The following is a 21,860-nucleotide window of genomic DNA, read 5'->3' on the forward strand; positions in this document are numbered from 1 at the left end:
CTCCAGGCACTTCGCTTTCCGCGGGTACTAACCGCCTCCTCGGCGCTAAAGCGCCTGTGGGGTCTCCCCAGCCCCGTCCTCCCGCTCCAATCAACTGAGTGAGATAAATCATCATTTTCCTTAACACAGCCAAAGAAATAAAAACAGCGGGAAATCCGCTGCTCCTCTATTAACTACTTAAAGACCTTGACGATGAGAACATGTAATTACGATGATGGAAGCGAATGCTGTAGACGAGTCCCATTGCAAACATATTACCCATCAATGAACTTCCCCCATAGCTGATAAAGGGTAAGGGAATACCAGTAATCGGAAGTACCTGTATGGTCATACCGACATTTTGGAATACATGAAAAGTAAGCATAGAGATGATTCCTGTACACACATATGTATTAAACGGATCATTCGTATCTAAAGCAGTTTTAATTAAGTGATAAATTAATAGAAAGAAAAGACCGATAACAATACTGCCGCCTACAAAACCATACTCCTCACCTATTACACTAAATATAAAATCAGTGTGTCCTTCAGGAATATATACTTCACGATTGCCAAACCCTTTTCCGGTAATCAGCCCAGACCCAATAGCACTTAATGATTTCAGCAGGTGATAGCCTGAGCTGCTTGAATGATTAAACGGGTCGAGCCAAGCATAAATTCGGTTAAATTTGTACTCTTGTACTTGTAAATACTTTTCAAGTATATCCGGTCTTTGCACGACTAAATAGATAATGAAAACTGCAAGTGAAGCACCAGTGCTGAAGATTGGTAAAATAATTTTCCATGTGATCCCTGAAACTAAAATAAATCCCACTAATATGGATAATAAGACGAGAGAAGTGCCTAGATCATTTTGCTTCATAATAAAGATGATTGGAACGAACGTTGTAATCCCTAATTTAAGCAATAACCAGAAGTCCCTTTTAAGTGTTTTTACAAGATACTTTTCCTGATGTTGGGTTGCGACACGGCTAAGGGCTAAGATTAGAAATGTTTTTACAAACTCTGATGGTTGAATGGAACCAAGAGGAGTGATAAACCAGCTTTTTGCACCGTTTCTGATTGGAGCGATGCTTTCAGGAGCAACAAGGACACCAATAAGTAAAATAAGTCCAAATCCATACAAGTACCAAGAAAGCCGCTTGTATTGATAGCCGTCAAAAAGAATGGTAATAGAAATGATAGCTGCTCCAACAACATACCAGAAAGTTTGTTTGACTAAGAAATTTTCATCGTACTGTCCAGCTGTTTGTGCACTATAAATTCCTAAACAACTAACAATGAAAAATAGAAACAGAATTAATGTTAACGTCCAATCAAATCGATCCACTTTTTTTGTAAAATTGTCCATATGCCACACCCAATTTTTGTCTGTTTGTATAGTGATATGCTAACAAAGAAAAGATTTGGTAACAATATATTTAGGAAATTAATTACAAAACCTATTTATTATGACGATTCTACTTGAGAATTTGTTTCATAAAAAAATAAAACACGGTCGAAGACCGTGCTTACATGAGATAGTTTAGAAACATTGTTGCGATTCCAAAGTAGGTGAGTAAAGAAAAAATATCATTAATCGTCGTAATTAGCGGACCAGAGGCAACAGCTGGGTCAATTTTTAAACGGAATAAAATCAGTGGAATAATGGTACCAGCCAATGTGCCAATAATGAGAGTAAAGAAAAGTGAAACACCGACGACTGCGCCTAAGATAAAACTTCCCTGCCAAATATAAGCAATGATGGAAATAAGAATCCCACAGGTAATCCCGATTGTCACTCCGACCCCAAGTTCACGGGCAATTAAGCGCAGGATGATTCCTTTATCAATATCATGAGAAATTAGTCCTCTTACAACAACTGCTAGTGATTGAGTTCCAGTATTCCCGGTCATTCCAGCAATCATTGGCATAAAAAAGGCAATGGCGACGACCTGCTCTAAGGTATTTTCAAAGCTGCTGATAATCCTGCCGGATATGAGCCCGATAAATAAAAGCAATATTAGCCAAGGGAGCCTCCTTGCAGCAGCCACAAACATTTTTGTATCAAAGTCGATGGATTTCCCAGAAGCAGATAATTTTTCTATATCTTCATTTGCTTCCTTAATAACGACATCAATGATGTCATCGACGGTTACAATACCAACAAGCATATTTCCCTCATCTACTACAGGAATTGCTAGGAAATCGTATCGTTCCGTCATTCGGGCTACTACTTCTTGGTCGGTGGTAACCGAAACAGAAATCACGCGTTCATACATTATCGTATTAATTTTTTCATTGAGATCGGCTAGCAGTAAATCTCGATAAGAAACAACACCAACCAATTTTCTCTCTTCATTGACCACGTACAGGTAGTTAATGGATTCAGCAAACCCAGCAAACGTTTTTAACTTATCCACGGCTTCTCTTACCGTATAATAACTTCGAATCCACACAAAACGATTGGTCATCATTCTTCCAGCTGTTTCAGGTGGATAATTCATGATATCAGTAACCGCTTTAGACTCTTCTACCTTCATTCCAGAGAGGAGAGATTCTTTTTTCTCTGGTGATAGTTCATCCAGTAGGAGGGCTAGGTCATCATTGTCCATTAAATCAAGGACTTTACTGGATTTCTCAATCCCAAGTTTATTTAATACCTCAAGCTGTTCTTCTTTTTCAAGTTCCTGCATTAGGTCAGCGAGGACTTCAAAATTTAAAAATAAAAGAAAACGGAGTTTATGTTTTTCAGGTAAATCCTCATATATTTTTGCTGTATCATATGGCTGTAATTCTTCGAGGATGGTAATAAAGTCTGCCTTTTTGTTTTCTTTTAATAATTTTATAATATGGAGAGTAATTTCGTCTTGCGTCATATCTTTAATCATCTAGCACGCTCCTTTCAAACGGTGCGTTTTAATCTCTCTATACATGTATGTAAAAAATGATTTGTTGATAATACTGCTGTTATACTAGTATGGAGTTTAATCTAGTATGTGTTATTCATAAAAGAATCAAGCTAACTGTTTCAAGATTATCACAAATATCTTTAGAATTGTAAAAGAATTGAAATAAGCTATTTGGACTATTAATGATAAAATGATAAAGGATTGGTTAATATTGGTGAGCATCGAAATGAGTGCTTTTCTTACTCATTATCATAGATTTTATTTTTCCTGATCGGAGGAGTTTGGCTTTGAAAAAGCATCATCAAGACATACAGGATCTTGTCTATGTCCACTTAAATCAAAATGATCAGTATGCACTATCCTACGGTATTGAATTTGCTGAATTTGCTGCTGCTTTTTCGGGTACATTGAATCATTTGTTACTATTAAAACATCGCTTTGATGACGGTGATTTTAATATGCATACTCTGCTCGAATATTGTCCCGATGAGAGAATTAAAAGATTAGCTGCTGAAGATATATATGGCTACGGTGATTTTTGCTGGATTGACTTTGTTGAAGAAGAAGGATTAAATGAACTCACAGGACAGGAAATAGCGGAAATATTATATTTGGGACATCAAAAGCAACATTTAAAACTGCCATTTTATAATAAGCTTGGAAATCGTTTTGTTTATTTGGCTCATGACGATGGATTCTTTAATAAAATATATTATCGAAGTTTTAAGGATTTTTTTCATCTGTTAAGTCACGCACTTTCCATTAAAATTGGAGAGTTAAAGCTTGAAAAGTCACTTCTTGGACTCAGGAAAAAACGAATCTATCCACCAATAAATAAGGAGATTCTCCTATCTTTAACTCCTTTTATAAAAGAGGGCATTTGTATTTCATTACGGGATGTAGACCATCAGCGCAACAGGTTGGAAATTCCTATCTGGGTGATTGGTGATTTTGATTCGATGGATGATATGTACGAGGAATATGAACAAATTGCAGGTGAAAACTGCCATGCTAAAATCATCTTTGATAAAAAAACAAAAGAATGGAAGCTTACTGTTATCTAATCTCTCCATTTCCATGGGGAGATTTTCTTTTTGTTAGTGATAATAGGGAGTTTTTATCCAAGCTGTATGTTTCATAAAATAATAAAAGTGATAAAATAAAATCGTGAAATGCGAAAATGGAGGTTTAGTATGAAAACGAAAATTGGTTTATTATACGGCGGTAAATCCGCTGAACATAAAGTATCATTACAAACAGCACTTGCAGTAATCAAGGCGCTTGATCTTGAAAAATATGAAATTCATCCGATTTACATAAATGTAGAAGGTCAATGGATAAAGGGACCGCAGCTTAATGCGCCAGTAGAAAACGTCAAAGCATTAGAATTTTCAAATGAAAATCAGTTATCACCTTTAACATTAGCACCATCACTTTTTCAAAACAACGAAAAACAGAATCACGAACCATTGGATGTGATTTTTCCACTGCTCCATGGACCAAATGGTGAGGATGGAACGGTACAAGGATTATTGGAATTGTTAAACCTTCCATATGTCGGCAATGGTGTATTAGCCTCAGCGGCTGGCATGGATAAAGTAATGATGAAAAATGTATTTGCGGAGGCCGGTCTCCCGCAAGTAAATTATGTTGCTTTCATTAAAGCGGAATGGGAAAAGGCGAAAGAGTCTGTTTATGTAAAAGTGGAAGAGAAACTTGGTTACCCTTGCTTTGTAAAACCTGCCAACTTAGGCTCAAGTGTAGGAATTAGTAAATGTACGAATAGAACAGAACTAGAAGCGGCATTTGTAGAAGCTTTCCAATTTGACCGTAAAGTGATTATTGAAGAAGGTGTCATAGCCCGTGAAATCGAAGTAGGAATACTTGGGAACGATGAGCCGGAGTGCTCGGTTGCGGGTGAAATTGTTCCCAAGAAGGATTTTTATGATTATAAAGCGAAATATGAAGATGGTGATACGGCTCTAATCATCCCTGCAGACGTTACTGCAGAAGAGTATCAACAAATTAAAGAGATGGCTATTCAAGCCTTCAAAGCGTTAGATTGCTCAGGCCTTGTTCGTGCTGACTTCTTCTTAACAAAGGACGGTAAGGCGTTAATTAATGAAGTGAATACGATGCCGGGCTTCACGCCATTTAGCATGTTCCCGCTGTTATGGAAGCATACAGGTGTTGAGTATCCACAGTTGATTGAAACCCTAGTTAATCTTGCTAAAGAAAGACATGCTGAAAAACAAAACATAAAATATACCTTCTAGAATACAATGACACGGCTGGGAGCCGTGTCTTTATTTAAAGATAATATTAATTATCAACTTTGAGAATTGGCTAGCTACAGCGCCTAGGGGCTCGGGGTCATAAGCCCCTGGGCACTAAGGAAATCTCCTTAGATTAATCTTCGCAGGAACAAGATGTGCTTGTTCCGAAGGCGCTTACGCTTTTCTAATAAAATTCCCAACTGGAGGATTAACATGATAAAAAGAACATTACAGCAGATATCGGATATGATTTCAGTCAAAAATGAGATTACCTCATTTGCTGATACAGAAATTACTGGTGTTTCGATCGATTCAAGAAAAATAGAAGTGGGAAATTTGTTTATTCCTTTTAAAGGGGAAAACTCGGATGGTCATAAATTTGTAGAGGATTCACTAAAAAAGGGAGCAGCCGCTGCACTTTGGCAAAGCGATGTCCCAAATCCGCCCATGCATTTACCGATTCTTATTGTTGAAGATTGCTTAGTGGCATTACAGGAATTAGCGAGAGAATATCGCAAACAGTTACAAGTAAAAGTAGTAGGTATTACAGGGAGTAACGGGAAAACCACAACAAAGGATATGACCGCTTCCCTGCTTTCCACCACCTATAAAGTTCAAAAAACAGAAGGAAATTATAATAACCATATTGGTTTGCCTTTAACGGTCTTAGGTTTGGATGAGGATACGGAAATTGCTGTTTTAGAAATGGGCATGAGTGGAAGAGGGGAAATTGAATTCCTTACAAAACTTGCTTCTCCAGATGCGGTAGTTATTACCAACATCGGAGAATCACACCTTCTTGACCTCGGATCAAGAGAAGGGATCGCTGAAGCAAAGCTAGAAATACTGCAAGGTTTAAAAGATGGTGGTTTGGCGGTGTTTTATGGAGATGAGCCGCTTTTGATGGAACGGATTAATAAATATAAAGGGAATGTTAACGTAGAAACATTTGGGAGAACGAATACAAATGACTTTTTCCCTACAGAAATTATTCAGCTGGAACAAGGAAATATGTTTAAAATCAATGAGTCTTCGGAAAACTTCGAACTTCCTGTATTAGGAACTCATAATATATTAAATGCCCTTGCTGCCATGATTATTGCTCATTACTTTGATGTGCCATTTAAAAAAATGAATGCGGGTTTAGCTAATGTTAAATTAACGAATATGAGAATGGAGCTAGTTGAAGGGGTTCACGGAGAAAAGATTATCAACGACGCCTATAATGCTAGTCCTACCTCGATGATGGCGGCAATTGAACTTGTATCAAACCTTAAGGGTTACGAGAAAATTATTCTAGTTCTTGGTGATATGCTTGAATTAGGACCACTGGAAAAACAATATCATCAGCAAATTGGTAAGAGTTTAAATCCTGATAAAATCGATTTGTTATTTACCTTTGGAAAGTTAGCAGAACATATTGCTGAAGGTTCACGTTCCAGCCTAGGGAAACAAAGAGTTTTTTCTTTTATGGATAAAAATGAATTGATTCAAGTATTAGAGCAGCATGTAAATAACCAAACATTAATTCTTGTAAAGGCTTCAAGAGGAATGAAACTTGAGGAAATTGTAACAGCCTTACAACAAAAATAAGACCGTATGCTAAATGCTGTTAATGGAACACTAAAGAAAAATAATTATTTTCAAAGCAAAGCAGGTGGAGAGAACATGATTGGCTGTTTATGTATTCACGGCTTTACAGGGGCACCATATGAAGTAGAACCGCTTACTGAGTATTTAACAAAGCATACGGACTGGATAATCAGTGTCCCGACTCTTCCTGGTCATGGCGAAAATCTTTCACTAAAAGATATCCACTATCAACAATGGATTGAACATGCAGAGGCTGAATTAAAGAAATTGATTAAAACATGTGATCGAGTTTATGTGATTGGGTTTTCTATGGGTGGCATGATTGCAAGTCTTCTAGCTGCAAAATACCCTGTGGACAAGCTTGTACTACTTAGCGCAGCTGCTTATTACCTTAACCCCAAACAGATGGCAAATGAAATTAAGTCGATGATTGTTGACTTATTTAAAGGAAACTTAGTAAACAATGAATTTTTTCAGCGCTACAAAAGAAAAATAAAAGTAACTCCCATAAAAGCGACTTTTCAATTTCGCAGACTTGTTTCTTACATCAAACCACTTCTCCCTCAGGTAGAAGTGCCAACGCTAATTGCACAGGGAGAATGTGACGGAATCGTCCCTCCTAAAAGTGCTGAATACTTATATCGGACAATTAGTGCAAAAACAAAAAGGCTTACGTATATTAAGGATTCTAGCCATCATATTTGTCACTGTGAGGAAAAAGAGGCCCTATTTTCCCAAGTTTATGACTTTTTGATGGAGCGGTAATGCTAATATGGGACTCGTTAAAAAACCGCATTAATTGCAATTAACTTGTAATAATGTTATGATTATCAGCAACGTGTCTAAAGAACGAATGAAATAGGGCATACTCCTTTGGAGGGATGTCTTTTTTTTGGTAAAATAAAGATGTTACCTAGTTACGTCATTTTGATGCGAATCATAAGTATTCAGCACATAGATAAAATTTTTATATAAATGAAGGAGAATGAAAACATTGACAAAGTTTGAAGATTTAGGCCTAAGTCAGGCAACTTTACAAGCTGTCCTTAAAATGGGTTTTGAGGAAGCAACACCAATCCAGGCAGAAACAATTCCGATGGGCCTAGCAAATAAGGATTTGATCGGGCAAGCTCAAACAGGAACTGGTAAAACAGCTGCATTTGGTATCCCTTTAGTTGAAAAAGTGGATGTGAGCAAGGATGCGATTCAAGGTATCGTAATCGCACCAACACGTGAGCTTGCGATTCAAGTATCGGAAGAACTTTATAAAATTGGATCTGGTAAAAGAGTTCGCGTTTTATCTATCTACGGCGGACAGGATATCAGTCGTCAGATTCGTTCACTTAAGAAAGCTCCACATATTATTGTGGGTACTCCAGGACGTGTTTTGGACCATATTAATAGAAAAACCATGCGTTTAGATACAGTTAACACTGTAATTCTTGATGAAGCGGATGAAATGTTAAATATGGGATTCATTGAAGATATTGAATCTATTCTTGCTTCAACACCAGCGGAGCGCCAAACATTACTTTTCTCAGCAACAATGCCTGGGCCAATTCAAAGAATGGCAGAGAAGTTCATGAAAGACCCGCAAATTGTTCGTGTAAAGATGAAAGAAATGACTGTTCCTGCGATTGAACAATATTACCTTGAAGTAATGGAAAAGAATAAATTCGATGTCTTAACAAGACTTCTTGATATTCAATCACCAGAATTAGCGATAATTTTTGGACGTACAAAACGCCGTGTCGACGAATTATCTGAAGCATTAACCTTAAGAGGTTATACTGCTGAAGGGATTCACGGAGATTTAACACAGGCGAAACGTATTCAAGTACTGCGTAAATTTAAAGAAGGTACAATTGATGTACTTGTTGCAACGGATGTTGCTGCAAGGGGTCTCGATATTTCTGGCGTTACGCATGTTTACAACTTTGATATCCCACAGGATCCTGAAAGCTATGTGCACCGTATTGGACGTACAGGACGTGCAGGTAAGTCTGGTATGGCACTAACATTTATTACACCACGTGAAAAATCTTACCTAGCTGTTTTGGAAAGAACAACGAAACGTAAGATGGAAAGAATGACTCCTCCTACATTAGATGAAGCGTTGGAAGGTCAACAACGTGCTGTAGTTGATAAAATTGTTGCAACGATTGAATCAAATAATCTTCAGTATTATAAGGCTGCGGCTAAAGAACTACTTGAAGAAAATGATGCTTCAACTGTTGTTGCTGCAGTATTAAAAATGTTAGTTAAAGAACCTGATCAGACACCGGTTAAGTTAACAGAAGAATCACCGCTTCACACTAAAAGAGACAGAAAGCCTCAAGATCGTGACCGTAGAAGAAGAGATGACAATAGAAGCTATAATTCTTCGCGTGGTGGCGAACGCGATCGCAAAAAAGCACCTGCTAAGCCAAGAACAGGTGAAAAGCGTACATCTGGAAAATCAAAACCAAGAAGCTTTAACCGATAATAATGATAGAGAGCATGGGCATAATGTCCAATGCTCTCTTTTTATTTTACAGGTGTGAATTGGGAACAGTAATGGTAACAGCATGTTAGGAGTGATTAGGATGATCGTTAAACTTGGATATGTTGCGATGAGTTTGGAGCTTCAAAATGCGTCACCTTCTCAAACAATGACGTTTGCACAATTTAGCAAGATAAAAGACCGCGATGCTGCTATTCGTAAGCTAGAGCGAATAGCAGAGTCAAATATAGATAATTGCCTAAGGTTACTAAAACACAATGTTGGAAATCAAATTCATTTCTTTCGACTAAGTTCCCGGCTAATCCCATTGGCTAACCACGAGGAGCTGCAGGATTGGGATTATATGAAACCGCTGAAAGATTCTTTAAAAAAGATTGGTGACTATCTAAAAGTGCACCCAATGCGTATTGATTTTCACCCTGACCATTTTGTTGTACTTAATACACGGAACAAGGAGATACTCACGAATGCGCTAAAGACACTTTTGATGCACAGGAAGCTGCTTAAAGGGATGGGGATAGATACAGAACATCGTTGTGTTCTTCATGTAGGCGGCGGCTATGAGGATAAGGAACTGGCGCTGGAACAGTTTATTCATAATTGGGGATATATCCAACCTGCCATTCAAAAAATGATTATGCTTGAAAACGACGATACAACGTTTACTCTTAAAGAAACATTATACCTTTGTGAAAAGTTAGGAATCCCAATGGTATTTGATTATCACCATCATTTGGCTAATCATGAAGTAGAGGTCTGGCAGGAAGACTGGGAAAGAATAGTCAACACGTGGAAGGCATCTCCACTCCCTATAAAAATGCATATTTCTAGTCCGCGATCGGCAAAGGAATATAGGTCCCACGCAGACTTTGTAGATCCAGAAATGTTTTTGGAATTCCTATACGCGATAAAAGGAACCGTTCCTGAGGTACATTGTATGATAGAAGCCAAACAAAAGGATGGGGCCCTCTTTCAACTGATGAGGGATTTACAAGGTAGGAACGGAATTAATGTAATAGGCCACTCTAGCTTTACAGTTTAATAACGATGATGTGTCTTCCTGGATTCCCGTGTATACTTAGAGAAAGGCAATGAATGGGAGGGAGCATATGATACTAGAGCCGCAAAAACGAATATCTGCAAAGGCATTAACAGTATGGAGAATCTCTGGGGCGATAAAGATTGTAATTAGCTGGATCTTAGCAGCGGTGGCTATTTTCTTTCTACATATTTTTAAAGGTCCATTTTGGATTTCAGTTTTAATATTAGGAATCGAACTTATTTCTACTTATTTCATCATTTTTTTATTTCCGTCACTAAGATGGCGGTGTTGGCGATATGATGTTAGAGACGAGGAAATTGAACTCCAGGAAGGCATTTTCATTGTAAAGCGAACACTAGTCCCAATGATTCGAGTGCAGCATGTTGATACAGTTCAGGGACCTATTTTACGCAAATATCAATTGGCTTCTGTCATTATTAATACAGCAGCAACAGCTCATGAAATTCCTGCATTAGAAGAGAGCGAGGCGGAAGAATTAAGGCGCTTTATTTCTAATCTTGCAAGGGTGGCCGATGAAGATGTCTGAACCGAAAAGGCTTCATCCCATTGTGATCGTGTTGACGATCGGTAAGCGAATTAAGGATTTTATTTTTACATTTATAGCATTGTTTTTTATCTGGAATAAAGGAGATGGTGGAAAGCTGCTGCTTTTTGGGGCTTCCGCTATTGCTATCATTGGAATTATTCTAGTAAGTATTCTTTCTTGGCTGCGCTATACCTATAGGTTAGAGCAGAATGAACTTCGGATCGAATATGGTGTTTTTGTTCGCAAGAAAAGGTATATTCCATTGGAACGTATCCAAAGTCTTGATATTTCAGAAGGAATCCTTCAGCGCTTATGTGGGATGGTGAAGGTTCAAATTGAAACAGCGGGCGGAAGTGGGACTGATGAAGCTGAGGCTGTTCTTTCAGCAATCTCTAAAGAAGAGGCGCGCTATATTCAAGAATATGTTGCTGCGGCTAAAAACCCTTCTGTTCAAGAAGATATAGAATATATTCAGGAAGTTCCTAATCATACAGTCTATAAAATTACTACTTCACAGTTGATTTTATTATCACTTACCTCAGGAGGGGTAGGGGTTGTCATTTCAGCGGTATTGGCTTTTTTGTCACAGTTAGATGATTTTATTCCCTATGAAAGATTATTTCGTGGAGTCGAACAATGGGCAGTGAGTAATATGATTATAATTGCCCTGCTTGTTTTTGTTGGCTTTGTGGCAGCCTGGATTATTGCTCTTTTTGGAACGATGTTGAAATATGCAAATTTCAATGTCACCAAAACTGAACATGATTTGGTTATTTCTCAAGGTCTATTAGAAAAAAGACAGATTACGATTCCTTTAACACGAATTCAAGCAATAAGGATTAATGAAAATATTGTCCGTCAATGGCTTGGTTACGGGTCTGTTAGCGTTGAAAGTGCTGGTGGTTCAGCAAGTAATAAGGAAGGTTCGAAGGTACTGCTGCTTCCACTTGTTAAGTTGGATACCATAGAACAAATTTTGGGGCAATATCTTACAGATTATCAATTCACATCAAGTTTTACTCCCGTTCCTAAAAGAGCGATGATCCGTTATATTTTTCGGAGCTGGTTTATTATTGTTCCAATCGTTGTGGTTTCCATTGTTTTTCTAAAGGTTTGGGGTCTTCTTTCATTGATTATTCTTACCCTAATAACATTTTGGGGAGTATTAAAATATATGGACGCCGGCTGGAGTTTGGAAGAGCAGCAATTGAGTCTTCGATACCGAACAATCGTCCGTACCACTGTGTTTATAAAGAGAAATAAAATTCAAAGTCTAGAATTGAAAGAAAGTTATTTTCAGAGAAGGAAAGAGCTGGCAACACTAGAGGCTTTTGTGAAAGTTGGTTTCGGGGGTGCTGGGGGCCGTGTAATCGATATGGACCGAATGGATGTGAAAAAGGTCTACTCTTGGTTTTCGAGGGAAGCCAAAATAAGGGATTGAACCGAAATTTATGGCTCAATCCCTTTTTTTATTAAAAGAAATGGCTCCTAGTAAAAATCCACCTAATAAGCCGAATATATGGGCGGTAATATTAATATTGGGCTGTAAAAAGGTCATAATCAAGCTAAGGGCACAAATCGTAAGGATGATTTGCGAGTTTTGCTGAGAGAGCATATGCTTACGGAAGAGAATAATGCTAATATAATAACCGAATAATCCAAAGATGGCTCCACTTGAACCAACATGTACATAGGTTAAAGGTTCAAGTAGCAGTGTAGCTACATTAGCTAGGATCCCAGAAACAAGATAGACCAATACGAATGTACCTTTACCTAACATCCTTTCAAGTGCTGGGCCAAAAAGGACGAGTGAGAAGCTGTTGAATAAAGCATGAGTAAATCCGTCATGCATAAAGATGGGAGTAACCAGCCGCCAATATTCACCTTCCGTAATATAGAGGTTTACTCCTGATAAAGTGGCTTTAAACCAAAAGTTTGGAAAAATAGGTAAGGCAGTAAAAAGATATAATAGGAAATGGATGGCGATAATAATAGAAACAACTGGATAAAAACGGATAAATTCGCGAAAACTTTCTGTTCTCGTAAACATAATAACCTCCTGAGTATACTTATCTATATAATAGACTGAAATTTGGTCTTGTTGTACTATTATGCATTGTTTAATTTAAATAGAAGGGATACCTGAGCATGATTAAAGGGATTGGGATTGATATTATTGAACTTTCCAGGATTGAAGAGATTGTCACTAGACAAAGAAAATTAATTGATCGAATACTAACTGAAAATGAAAAACAAACGTTTGAACAGCTTCCTGAAAGAAGGAAAATTGAATTTTTAGCGGGAAGGTTTGCTGCTAAAGAAGCCTTTTCGAAGGCAGCAGGAACGGGAATTGGAAAGGAATTATCTTTCCTGGATATTGAAATTGAAACAGATTCTTTAGGTAAGCCTTTTATTGCCAAGCCCGAAATAACCTGCTTTATTTCCATCTCGCATAGTAGAGATTATGCCGTAGCCCAGGTCATCATCGAAGAAAAATAGAAAAAATCATAAATAGCTTGCGCTGTCTAGCGCAAGCTGCCTAGCCCCTCGAGTCGCTTCGATCCTAACGATGAAGTCAAAAAGCGACTTCACCGTTAGGCCCTCCAGCGCTTGTCGGGGCTGTTCCAGGCGCTTTTGCATTTCTTTTAACCCTTTTATCATATTTCTTGAGGTTGTCTCATATATTCATAGGGAAATGGGAGAGACAAGTCTTCTTTAAATTCATATGAAAATGAGACAAGAAGGGGTTGAAGGAATTGAGGAAAAGGTTGTTGCTTGTTATTACGGGGTTAATGGTCGTCTTTTTACTGGCAGCCTGTGGCTCTAAGTCAAAGGATGATGTGGTGAAAGAGCTAACTGGAAAACTAAATGATTTATCGGGTTATAAAGTAGACGCGAAAATGACGTTGAAAATGGGTACCGATTCACAGGTGTATAACGTAGAGATTTGGCATAAGGATCCAACATTTTACCGTGTAAATTTAAAAAATACAGAAAAAGACCAAAGCCAGATGATTCTACGGAATAAAGAAGGTGTTTTTGTATTAACACCTGCTCTAAAAAAGAGCTTCAAATTTCAAAGTGATTGGCCGCAGAACAGCAGCCAGGCCTATTTATACGAATCATTAATTAAAGACATCGTTGAAGATAAAGAAGCAAAATTCTCTACAACGAAAGAACATTATGTATTTGAAACAAAAACCCGCTATCAAAACAATAGTATGCTGCCAATCCAAGAAATTAAACTAAACAAAGAAGATTTATCACCTGCAGTTGTAAAAGTAATGGATCCTGATCGAAATGCTCTTGTGACAGTAGAATTTTCTAAGGTTAAATTTAACGCAAGCTTCGATGACAGTGATTTTGATATGAAAAAGAATATGACACGTGCTGATCTTAACCTGCCAGTAATGGCTGATAGTAAGGACACTGCTTTTACAGTTAAATATCCGACAGCCGACTTAGGAGCAAAGTTAGTGGATGAAAAAGAAGTGAAACTTGAAAATGGCAAACGTGTCGTCCTAACATACGAAGGTGAAAAGTCATTTACACTTGTACAAGAAAAGGTAACAGTAAAAGAAGCCTCTACATCACCGACCTATGTGGATGGAGATTTAGTTGATCTAGGCGTTACGATTGGTGCTGTTTCTGAAGGTTCGATTACTTGGACCATGGATGGTGTTGACTACATGATTGCCTCAAATGACTTAACGGAAAAAGAACTCGTTGAGATTGCAAGAACAGTCCAAGGCGATGTAGAAAAATAAAAGTTTAAGAAACAGGCTCTTGTAAAGGGCCTGTTTTCTTTTTAATTGCGTACAATGCCAAATACTATCCCCACACCATTAATGTCTTCCTAGTAAAGGCCTTTTGCTTCGATGCATTCCTTCCCTCTTTCAGGTTGTGTTAAAAGTAAATTTTACACTCTCCCCTAACCATATGGTTTCAGAATATTCGAGTGGAGTACGGTCACTTAAATAAGAAACACTCTTTAATAAAATGCTGCCACTTCTCTTTCTGTAGAGAAACTGGGAGCTCAGCAAGGAATGCCGTCTCTAGCTGATATTAAAAGGCGATTAGTTAATTCAAATTAAGTAATAATAAGTATGGTGGAAGAGTTATGAGCGAGGATAACTTATCCACCTTCTTTTTTTATTAGGCTGTGTTAAAGCTAAATATTGATATTTGCACTCTGTTGATTTTCGCGGAAGGCACGAAGACTCCTGCGGGAGGACGGGGCAGGGGAGACCCCACAGGCGCTTAAGCGCCGAGGAGGCTCCCCGAACCGCCCGCGGAAAGCGAAGTGCCTGGAGCGCAAATCAACATACAAATTTAACACAGCCTTTTATTATAATGAGGAGGATAATCATGAATGCAATTATTTCAGACTTAATTGAAAAAGCCCAAAATATTAATGAAGTTGATTTAGTATTAAAAAATGGAGAGATTGTAGATGTTTTTTCTCTGGAAACCTTTAAAGGAGACATTGCCATCTATAATGGGTATATAGTTGGGATTGGAAATTTCGAATGGAGCAAAAAGGCAGTAGATGTATCCAATCAGTACATCATACCTGGATTAATTGATGGGCATATCCATATTGAATCGACCATGGTTCGGCCATCTGAATTTTCCCGAGCAATCATTAAACATGGGATCACAACCGTGGTAACCGATCCACATGAAATTGCCAATGTATCTGGTATAGAAGGTATCAAATTTATGATAGATGATGCTAAAAACTCTATGGTAGATATTTTAATGAAATTACCATCTTGTGTTCCGGCAACTAAATTTGAGAACAATGGAGCAACCCTCACTTCAAATGATTTAAGAGATCTTTTAGAATATGATGAGGTTATTGGATTAGCAGAAGTGATGGATTATCCGTCAGTCATAAATTACGAAAAAGATATGATGGATAAGATTGAAATGGTGAAAAACAAAAAATTAGTCATTGATGGCCATGCTGCAGGGTTGAGCGATGATAAGCTTGATATCTATAGTATTGCTTCGATACGCAATGATCACGAGGCGGTAAATGCAAAAGAGGCTTTAACTCGAATAAGAAAAGGTTTCAATGTATTGGTGAGAGAAGGTTCTGCAGCGAAAGATTTATTGGCTATTTTACCAGGCATAAATTCAAAAAATAGTACTCGATTTTCTTTTTGTACAGATGATAAACATCTTGATGAAATGGTTGATGAAGGCACAATCAACCATGCAATAAAACTAGCAGTTAAAAATGGATTAGACCCGCTGATAGCCATCCAAATGGCTACTATTAACAATGCAAAATGCCATGGGATTGAAAATAAGGGGGCTGTTGCTCCAGGGTATTTAGCGGATTTACTAATAGTGGATAATCTCATTGATTTGTCCATTCATAAAGTAATCAAAAGTGGAAAAATCGTTAACATCGAGAACCAGCAGAGGAAAGAACAAGTTGAGATTCCAAAATCCATCATGCATTCGGTGAAAATTCCAAATATCACTGAAAGAATGCTGCAAATTCCCCTTAAAGAAGGTCAAAAAGCAAATATCATCGAAATATTACCAAGCAAACTTATTACAAGAAAAAGGGTTGATTTTGTAGATATAAAAGAGGGCGTTTTTCTAAGCAATCCAGAAAAGGATTATCTTAAAATGGCGGTATGTGAAAGGCATAAAAGCACGGGTAATGTTGGACTTGGTATTGTCCACGGTTTGAAATTAAAGTGTGGAGCAATAGCATCTACCGTTGCTCACGATTCACATAATATTGTCGTTGCAGGTACGAATGATAATGATATGATCCTAGCAATAGAAGCATTACATAACACACAAGGGGGGTTAGTCATTGTTAAAAATAGTGAAATTTTAGCCCGAGTGGAATTACCGATTGCGGGATTAATGTCTGATCAACCATATGAAGTGACAGTTAAAAGACTTTTATACATGCATGAAATACTAGGAACCATTGTAGACCATCACTCACAAAATATTTTTATGATTTTATCATTTTTATGTTTACCAGTCATCCCAGAATTAAAACTTACAGATAAAGGGCTATTTGATGTTACTTCTTTTAATCATATTAAAATTGGGATATAAATACATGGAAAAAATCATAAACCTTTTTCAATTCGAAAAACATAATACAAGGGTATTAACGGAAATATTAAAGGCTCAGCAATTTCCTTAACTCCCAGATATGATATTTGACATATGATAAAACTAGTTTGATAATCAAAAAGTAAAAATAAAATATATATTGACTTTAGTTAGTAGGAAGTGGAGAAAATGCAAGAGCAGGGCTTTTTCTATAGAGATACATGGGCAGAGATTGATTTGGATTGTATTCTCTCAAATGTTACCTCCGTTAAAAAACTTTTGCCGCCCAAAGTGGATATCATAGCAGTAGTAAAAGCAAATGGATACGGTCATGGAGACGTTCAAGTAGCTGAAAGTGCACTGGAAGCGGGAGCGACCTATTTAGCAGTAGCATTTATGGATGAAGCTATTGCCTTAAGGAATAAGGGGATACAGGCACCGATTCTAGTCTTAGGAGCTACACGTCCAGAGGATGTTGAGCTGGCAGTTAAATTTAACATCACCATTACAGTGTTCCAAATGGAATGGGTGAAAGCGGCTCAATCCTATCTTCCGCTGGATAAGATGCTCCGAGTTCATATTAAGCTAGATACTGGAATGGGAAGGATTGGAGTCCGAACCAAGGAAGAGTTAGCAGCCGTTGTGCAAATGATATCAAACGATGATAGAATTGAAATTGAAGGGATATTTACACACTTTGCAACAGCAGATGAAGTAGATCTTACTTATTTCGAGAAACAAATAAAGTTATTTCATGATTTGTTATCTGTTTTAAAGGAACGTCCAAAGTATATACACTGCAGCAACAGCGCTGCAGCTTTACGCTTCTCAAAAGCCAATTTTAATGCGGTTCGTCTTGGGATTGCTATGTATGGATTAACACCCTCTCCTGAGATAGAACATGAGCTCCCATTCCCCCTAAAAGAGGCTTTTTCACTTCGTTCGAGGCTTGTTCATGTGAAAAAGCTAGATAAGGGTGATAAAGTAAGTTATGGTGCTACTTATGAAACTGAGGATGAAGAGTGGATTGGTACGATTCCTATCGGTTATGCTGACGGTTGGATCCGTCGACTCCAAGGGCAGGAAGTATTGGTTGAGGGTAAAAGAGTGCCAATTGTTGGCAGGATTTGTATGGATCAATGTATGGTGAAATTGCCATATGCTGTTCCGGTTGGGACGACTGTTACGTTGATTGGAAAACAGAATGATGAATTCATTTCCGTTAACGAAATTGCGCGAAAACTAGAAACAATCAATTACGAAGTACCTTGTATCATCTCAAATAGAGTACCCCGTCTGTATAAACAGGGTGGGAAAATTGTCGTTTTAAAAAACTATCTTCTTCATGAATAAGTGGGCTAATAATGAAAAATAAACATATTTATGATAATGCGGAATTTTAGTGCATAAAAGGTAGTTTGTTTGGCCTATAATACAGAAGTATTATATTTAGTCTATGCATGTTGGGCATTAAGTGGTATTATTAAATATGGTAGATAGAAAAAATGGTGTGTAGTGATGGTGGAGGTGTATGTTTGTGTCTGAATCCGGCGCAACTACGGAAATCTTAGTAAAATTACCGCAACATCTTTTAACCGAGTTAGATGGTTTTGTAAAATTAGAAAACGTTAACCGGAGCGAGTTTATTTATCAGGCAACTAAAATGTATTTGCGCGAACGAAAAAAGAGACAAATTCGCGAATCCATGAGACGTGGATACATGGAAATGGCAATGATCAATTTAACGATTGCATCGGAAGCATTTCAAGCAGAATTTGAGGCAGAGCATACAGTTGAACGTCTTGTAAGCGGAGGGTAATCCCTTGATTGTTAAGCGTGGTGACGTTTATTTCGCGGACCTATCCCCAGTTGTTGGTTCTGAACAAGGCGGCGTCCGTCCTGTACTTGTCATTCAAAACGACATCGGGAATCGGTTTAGTCCCACAGTTATTGTTGCAGCGATTACAGCTCAAATTCAAAAAGCGAAGCTTCCCACTCATGTAGAAATTGATGCGAAGCGCTACGGTTTTGAACGAGATTCAGTCATACTTTTAGAACAGATTCGTACAATTGATAAACAGCGGTTAACCGATAAAATAACACATCTCGATGACGAAATGATGGAAAAAGTGGATGAAGCCTTGCGAGTAAGTATAGGTCTCATCGAATTTTAGTATTTATGCACGCTCTTTTTAGAAAGAGCGTTTTTTTATACGTATGCTCTTACCTTATATTTGTTTCTGCTTTTAGCAAGCTACTTAGCTTGCTTTTTTTTTATTTAATAGGAAAGAAACGGTCCTGTAATGAATCGGTTGAGGGAATTTGATACAATATGGTAATAGGAATGGAGGTTTATATTGTGAATGATACAGTTGTAAAAGATGAACAGCTTCTTGGGAAGGTAGCTGCTGAGTTAACCATATCTCAAAAACAGGTAAAAAGTGTTATCTCTTTATTGAATGAGGGGAACACCGTGCCATTTATCGCCCGCTACCGTAAAGAAATGACGGGGGCATTAGATGAAGTCCAAATTCGAAATATCCAGGAACGCTGGCAATACATACAAAACCTTGAGCAAAGGAAAGAAGAAGTACTTCGGACCATTGCTGAGCAAGGTAAACTAACCGATGAGCTTACACATAAAATAACGAAAGCTGAAAAGCTTCAAGAGGTTGAAGATTTATATCGACCATATAAACAAAAACGACGTACAAAAGCAACGGTTGCAAAGGAAAAAGGTTTGGAACCTTTAGCGGAATGGTTATTAACATTTCCAATGACACCAGTTGAGGATAGGGCTAAGCAATTTCTATCTGAGGATAAAGAAGTTCTTACAGTGGAAGAAGCTATTGCTGGTGCGAAAGATATCATTGCTGAAATGATTTCTGATGACGCCGAGAGTCGTAAATGGATTCGGAATGAAACTTTTAAGTCAGGTAAAGTGGAGTCAACAGTAAAAGATGCTGAGAAGGACGAGAAAAAAGTTTATGAAATGTACTATGAATATGAGGAGCCTGTAAATAAAATCGTTCCACATCGAATCCTTGCTTTAAATCGAGGCGAAAAGGAAGATATCTTAAGGGTATCCATAAAAATGAATAATGACATAATTCTTTCTTACCTATCAAGAAAATGGGTACGTGTCCAGCATTCACCCGCTGCAGCTTTTGTTATAGATGCAATTGAAGATAGTTATAAGCGACTTATCCAGCCATCGATTGAAAGAGAAATTCGAGGTGAACTAACAGATATGGGTGAAGAGCAAGCCATTCATATCTTCTCAGAAAATCTTCGTAACTTACTTTTGCAGCCGCCATTAAAGGGAAAAGTGGTCATTGGTGTTGACCCTGCATATCGGACAGGCTGTAAGCTTGCTGTGGTAGATGAAACCGGTAAGGTGTTAAAAATAGATGTCATTTATCCACATCCTCCCGTATCAAAAACAAAGGAAGCAAAGGAGAAATTCATTCGAATTCTTCGTGATTATAAAGTAGAGATGGCTGCTATTGGTAATGGAACTGCCTCAAGGGAAACGGAACAATTCGTGGCTGATATCCTTAAGGAAATGGAAGAAGAAATCTATTACTTAATTGTTAATGAAGCAGGTGCTAGCGTGTACTCTGCCTCTGACCTAGCGAGAGAAGAGTTTCCTAATTTTCAGGTTGAAGAAAGAAGTGCCGTCTCAATCGCAAGAAGATTACAGGATCCGCTTGCTGAGTTAGTAAAAATTGACCCTAAATCAGTAGGAGTTGGTCAATACCAACATGATGTTACCCAAAAGCGCCTTTCGGAATCATTGCATTTTGTTGTTGAAACTGCAGTAAACCGTGTGGGGGTTAATGTCAATACAGCCTCAGCCTCCTTACTGCAATATGTTGCGGGACTAACCAAAACCGCGGCACACAATATTGTGAAGAAAAGGGAAGAGGAAGGGAAGTTTACTAGCCGGGTGCAATTAAAGAAAGTCCCGCGCTTAGGGGCAAAAACCTATGAACAAGCAATTGGCTTCTTACGGGTATTAGATGGGAAGCAGCCGTTAGACCGGACGGGGATTCACCCGGAAAGCTATGATGAAGTGAAAAAGCTATTAGTAAAACTAGGATTTTCAACAGATGACTTAGGTAGTGCTGAAGTAAGAGATGCACTTGGCGGTCTTGATTTAAAAGCACTATCAGCGGAACTATCAATCGGTGAATTAACACTAAAAGATATAATCGATGCACTCGTAAGACCAGAGCGCGACCCGCGTGACGACCTGCCACGTCCTCTATTGAAAAAGGATGTCCTTAAATTAGAAGATTTAAGTGCTGGAATGGAGCTTCAAGGTACGGTTAGAAATGTAGTAGACTTTGGTGCATTTGTAGATATCGGTGTTAAGCAGGATGGATTAGTTCATATATCAAAGCTAAGTAATCGTTTTGTAAAACATCCATTAGATATTGTAGCTGTTGGTGATGTTGTAACTGTATGGGTTGACTCCGTTGATATGAAAAAGGGCAGAGTAGCTTTAACAATGCTTCCGCCGTCTAAATAAGGAATAAATACTTTTAAGAGATGACCATTAGCATAGTGGTCATCTTTTTTTTGTGGGGCTATGAAGTGTTAGTGATGACCGTAACTGAGGGAAAGTGTGAAAAAGAGGTCATTGGTGACCAGAATACCGATTGAAATAGAAAAGAGGTAATCAATAGAGGTTATAGGTTAGTGGAAGAGCGAGGGAGAATAGAGAAAGAGGTAACCAATAGAGGTTATTGGTTACCCGGAGAGCGAGGGAGAATAGAAAAGTGGTAACCAATAGAGGTTATTGGTTACCGGAGCGTGAGGGAGAATAGAAAAGAGGTAACCAATAGGGGTTATAGGTGACCAGGATAGCAAGGAAAGATGGAAAAGAGGTAACCAATAGGGGTTATAGGTG

Annotated in this window: 18 protein-coding genes; 15 read left to right on the forward strand and 3 right to left on the reverse strand. The window is 38.0% G+C overall.

Features of this window, described 5'->3' with window-relative positions:
* Positions 1-169: 169 nt before the first annotated feature.
* Both TR08_RS14500 and mgtE read right to left on the reverse strand, forming a co-directional pair.
* A complete protein-coding gene (locus TR08_RS14500) occupies positions 170-1,351 on the reverse strand; it encodes an FtsW/RodA/SpoVE family cell cycle protein (protein ID WP_045519246.1) in 1,182 nt (393 codons plus the stop codon).
* Positions 1,352-1,511: 160 nt separating this feature from the next.
* Positions 1,512-2,870 (reverse strand): magnesium transporter, encoded by a 1,359-nt coding sequence (mgtE, locus tag TR08_RS14505; RefSeq protein ID WP_045519248.1) that lies wholly within the window; start codon positions 2,868-2,870, stop codon positions 1,512-1,514.
* Positions 2,871-3,178: 308 nt separating this feature from the next.
* On the opposite strand from mgtE, the gene TR08_RS14510 reads away from it, so the two are divergent.
* From TR08_RS14510 to TR08_RS14545, 8 genes are all read left to right on the forward strand, one after another.
* A complete protein-coding gene (locus tag TR08_RS14510) occupies positions 3,179-3,955 on the forward strand; it encodes a hypothetical protein (RefSeq protein WP_045519250.1) in 777 nt (258 codons plus the stop codon).
* Between the two features lie 129 nt (positions 3,956-4,084).
* Positions 4,085-5,167 carry a D-alanine--D-alanine ligase gene (locus tag TR08_RS14515; protein WP_045519251.1) on the forward strand — a complete coding sequence of 361 codons (1,083 nt, stop codon included), beginning with the start codon at positions 4,085-4,087 and terminating at the stop codon, positions 5,165-5,167.
* Between the two features lie 213 nt (positions 5,168-5,380).
* Positions 5,381-6,760, forward strand: coding sequence for a UDP-N-acetylmuramoyl-tripeptide--D-alanyl-D-alanine ligase (locus tag TR08_RS14520; protein ID WP_045519252.1), 1,380 nt, complete (start codon positions 5,381-5,383; stop codon positions 6,758-6,760).
* 75 nt (positions 6,761-6,835) lie between these two features.
* Positions 6,836-7,525, forward strand: a complete 690-nt coding sequence (locus TR08_RS14525; protein WP_045519271.1) for an alpha/beta hydrolase — start codon at positions 6,836-6,838, stop codon at positions 7,523-7,525.
* A 286-nt stretch (positions 7,526-7,811) separates the two neighbouring features.
* On the forward strand, positions 7,812-9,245 hold the full coding sequence (locus TR08_RS14530; protein ID WP_441912280.1) for a DEAD/DEAH box helicase: 1,434 nt from the start codon (positions 7,812-7,814) through the stop codon (positions 9,243-9,245).
* Between the two features lie 100 nt (positions 9,246-9,345).
* Entirely contained in the window at positions 9,346-10,305 is a 960-nt protein-coding gene (uvsE, locus tag TR08_RS14535; RefSeq protein ID WP_045519255.1) for a UV DNA damage repair endonuclease UvsE, read from the forward strand.
* Between the two features lie 67 nt (positions 10,306-10,372).
* The gene (locus TR08_RS14540; RefSeq protein WP_045519257.1) at positions 10,373-10,852 is read left to right on the forward strand and encodes a PH domain-containing protein; all 480 of its coding nucleotides are present in this window, start codon (positions 10,373-10,375) and stop codon (positions 10,850-10,852) included.
* Entirely contained in the window at positions 10,845-12,293 is a 1,449-nt protein-coding gene (locus tag TR08_RS14545; protein WP_045519259.1) for a PH domain-containing protein, read from the forward strand. The genes TR08_RS14540 and TR08_RS14545 overlap by 8 nt, the downstream gene beginning before the upstream one ends.
* A 15-nt stretch (positions 12,294-12,308) precedes the next feature.
* Here TR08_RS14545 and TR08_RS14550 read toward each other — a convergent pair whose 3' ends face one another.
* Entirely contained in the window at positions 12,309-12,902 is a 594-nt protein-coding gene (locus tag TR08_RS14550) for a rhomboid family intramembrane serine protease (RefSeq protein ID WP_045519261.1), read from the reverse strand.
* A gap of 98 nt (positions 12,903-13,000) precedes the next feature.
* On the opposite strand from TR08_RS14550, the gene acpS reads away from it, so the two are divergent.
* From acpS to TR08_RS14585, 7 genes are all read left to right on the forward strand, one after another.
* On the forward strand, positions 13,001-13,351 hold the full coding sequence (gene acpS, locus TR08_RS14555) for a holo-ACP synthase (RefSeq protein ID WP_045519264.1): 351 nt from the start codon (positions 13,001-13,003) through the stop codon (positions 13,349-13,351).
* Positions 13,352-13,608: 257 nt separating this feature from the next.
* Complete coding sequence (locus TR08_RS14560) at positions 13,609-14,619, forward strand: LolA family protein (protein WP_045519265.1); 1,011 nt, start codon at positions 13,609-13,611, stop codon at positions 14,617-14,619.
* Positions 14,620-15,220: 601 nt separating this feature from the next.
* On the forward strand, positions 15,221-16,945 hold the full coding sequence (ade, locus tag TR08_RS14565) for an adenine deaminase (RefSeq protein WP_045519267.1): 1,725 nt from the start codon (positions 15,221-15,223) through the stop codon (positions 16,943-16,945).
* A gap of 189 nt (positions 16,946-17,134) precedes the next feature.
* Positions 17,135-18,298: an alanine racemase gene (gene alr, locus TR08_RS14570; protein ID WP_045519269.1), complete on the forward strand. Its 1,164-nt coding sequence runs from the start codon at positions 17,135-17,137 to the stop codon at positions 18,296-18,298.
* 184 nt (positions 18,299-18,482) lie between these two features.
* Positions 18,483-18,764: a CopG family ribbon-helix-helix protein gene (locus tag TR08_RS14575; RefSeq protein WP_045519273.1), complete on the forward strand. Its 282-nt coding sequence runs from the start codon at positions 18,483-18,485 to the stop codon at positions 18,762-18,764.
* Between the two features lie 4 nt (positions 18,765-18,768).
* Positions 18,769-19,119, forward strand: a complete 351-nt coding sequence (locus tag TR08_RS14580; RefSeq protein ID WP_034673264.1) for a type II toxin-antitoxin system PemK/MazF family toxin — start codon at positions 18,769-18,771, stop codon at positions 19,117-19,119.
* A gap of 170 nt (positions 19,120-19,289) precedes the next feature.
* The gene (locus TR08_RS14585) at positions 19,290-21,479 is read left to right on the forward strand and encodes a Tex family protein (protein WP_045519274.1); all 2,190 of its coding nucleotides are present in this window, start codon (positions 19,290-19,292) and stop codon (positions 21,477-21,479) included.
* The last annotated feature ends 381 nt before the right edge of the window (positions 21,480-21,860 follow it).

Origin of the sequence: Neobacillus niacini (assembly GCF_000759675.1) — a bacterium.
GTDB classification, from domain to species: Bacteria; Bacillota; Bacilli; order Bacillales; family Cytobacillaceae; genus Neobacillus; species Neobacillus niacini_A.

Bases quoted from the DNA above. Each gene is read 5' to 3' on its own strand.
- TR08_RS14540 (WP_045519257.1), top strand. From the start codon at position 10,373: ATGATACTAGAGCCGCAAAAACGAATATCTGCAAAGGCATTAACAGTA.
- TR08_RS14525 (WP_045519271.1), top strand. From the start codon at position 6,836: ATGATTGGCTGTTTATGTATTCACGGCTTTACAGGGGCACCATATGAA.
- mgtE (WP_045519248.1), bottom strand. From the start codon at position 2,870: ATGATTAAAGATATGACGCAAGACGAAATTACTCTCCATATTATAAAA.
- alr (WP_045519269.1), top strand. From the start codon at position 17,135: ATGCAAGAGCAGGGCTTTTTCTATAGAGATACATGGGCAGAGATTGAT.
- TR08_RS14515 (WP_045519251.1), top strand. From the start codon at position 4,085: ATGAAAACGAAAATTGGTTTATTATACGGCGGTAAATCCGCTGAACAT.
- TR08_RS14500 (WP_045519246.1), bottom strand. From the start codon at position 1,351: ATGGACAATTTTACAAAAAAAGTGGATCGATTTGATTGGACGTTAACA.
- acpS (WP_045519264.1), top strand. From the start codon at position 13,001: ATGATTAAAGGGATTGGGATTGATATTATTGAACTTTCCAGGATTGAA.
- uvsE (WP_045519255.1), top strand. From the start codon at position 9,346: ATGATCGTTAAACTTGGATATGTTGCGATGAGTTTGGAGCTTCAAAAT.
- ade (WP_045519267.1), top strand. From the start codon at position 15,221: ATGAATGCAATTATTTCAGACTTAATTGAAAAAGCCCAAAATATTAAT.
- TR08_RS14530 (WP_441912280.1), top strand. From the start codon at position 7,812: ATGGGTTTTGAGGAAGCAACACCAATCCAGGCAGAAACAATTCCGATG.
- TR08_RS14585 (WP_045519274.1), top strand. From the start codon at position 19,290: ATGGAGGTTTATATTGTGAATGATACAGTTGTAAAAGATGAACAGCTT.
- TR08_RS14545 (WP_045519259.1), top strand. From the start codon at position 10,845: ATGTCTGAACCGAAAAGGCTTCATCCCATTGTGATCGTGTTGACGATC.
- TR08_RS14550 (WP_045519261.1), bottom strand. From the start codon at position 12,902: ATGTTTACGAGAACAGAAAGTTTTCGCGAATTTATCCGTTTTTATCCA.
- TR08_RS14520 (WP_045519252.1), top strand. From the start codon at position 5,381: ATGATAAAAAGAACATTACAGCAGATATCGGATATGATTTCAGTCAAA.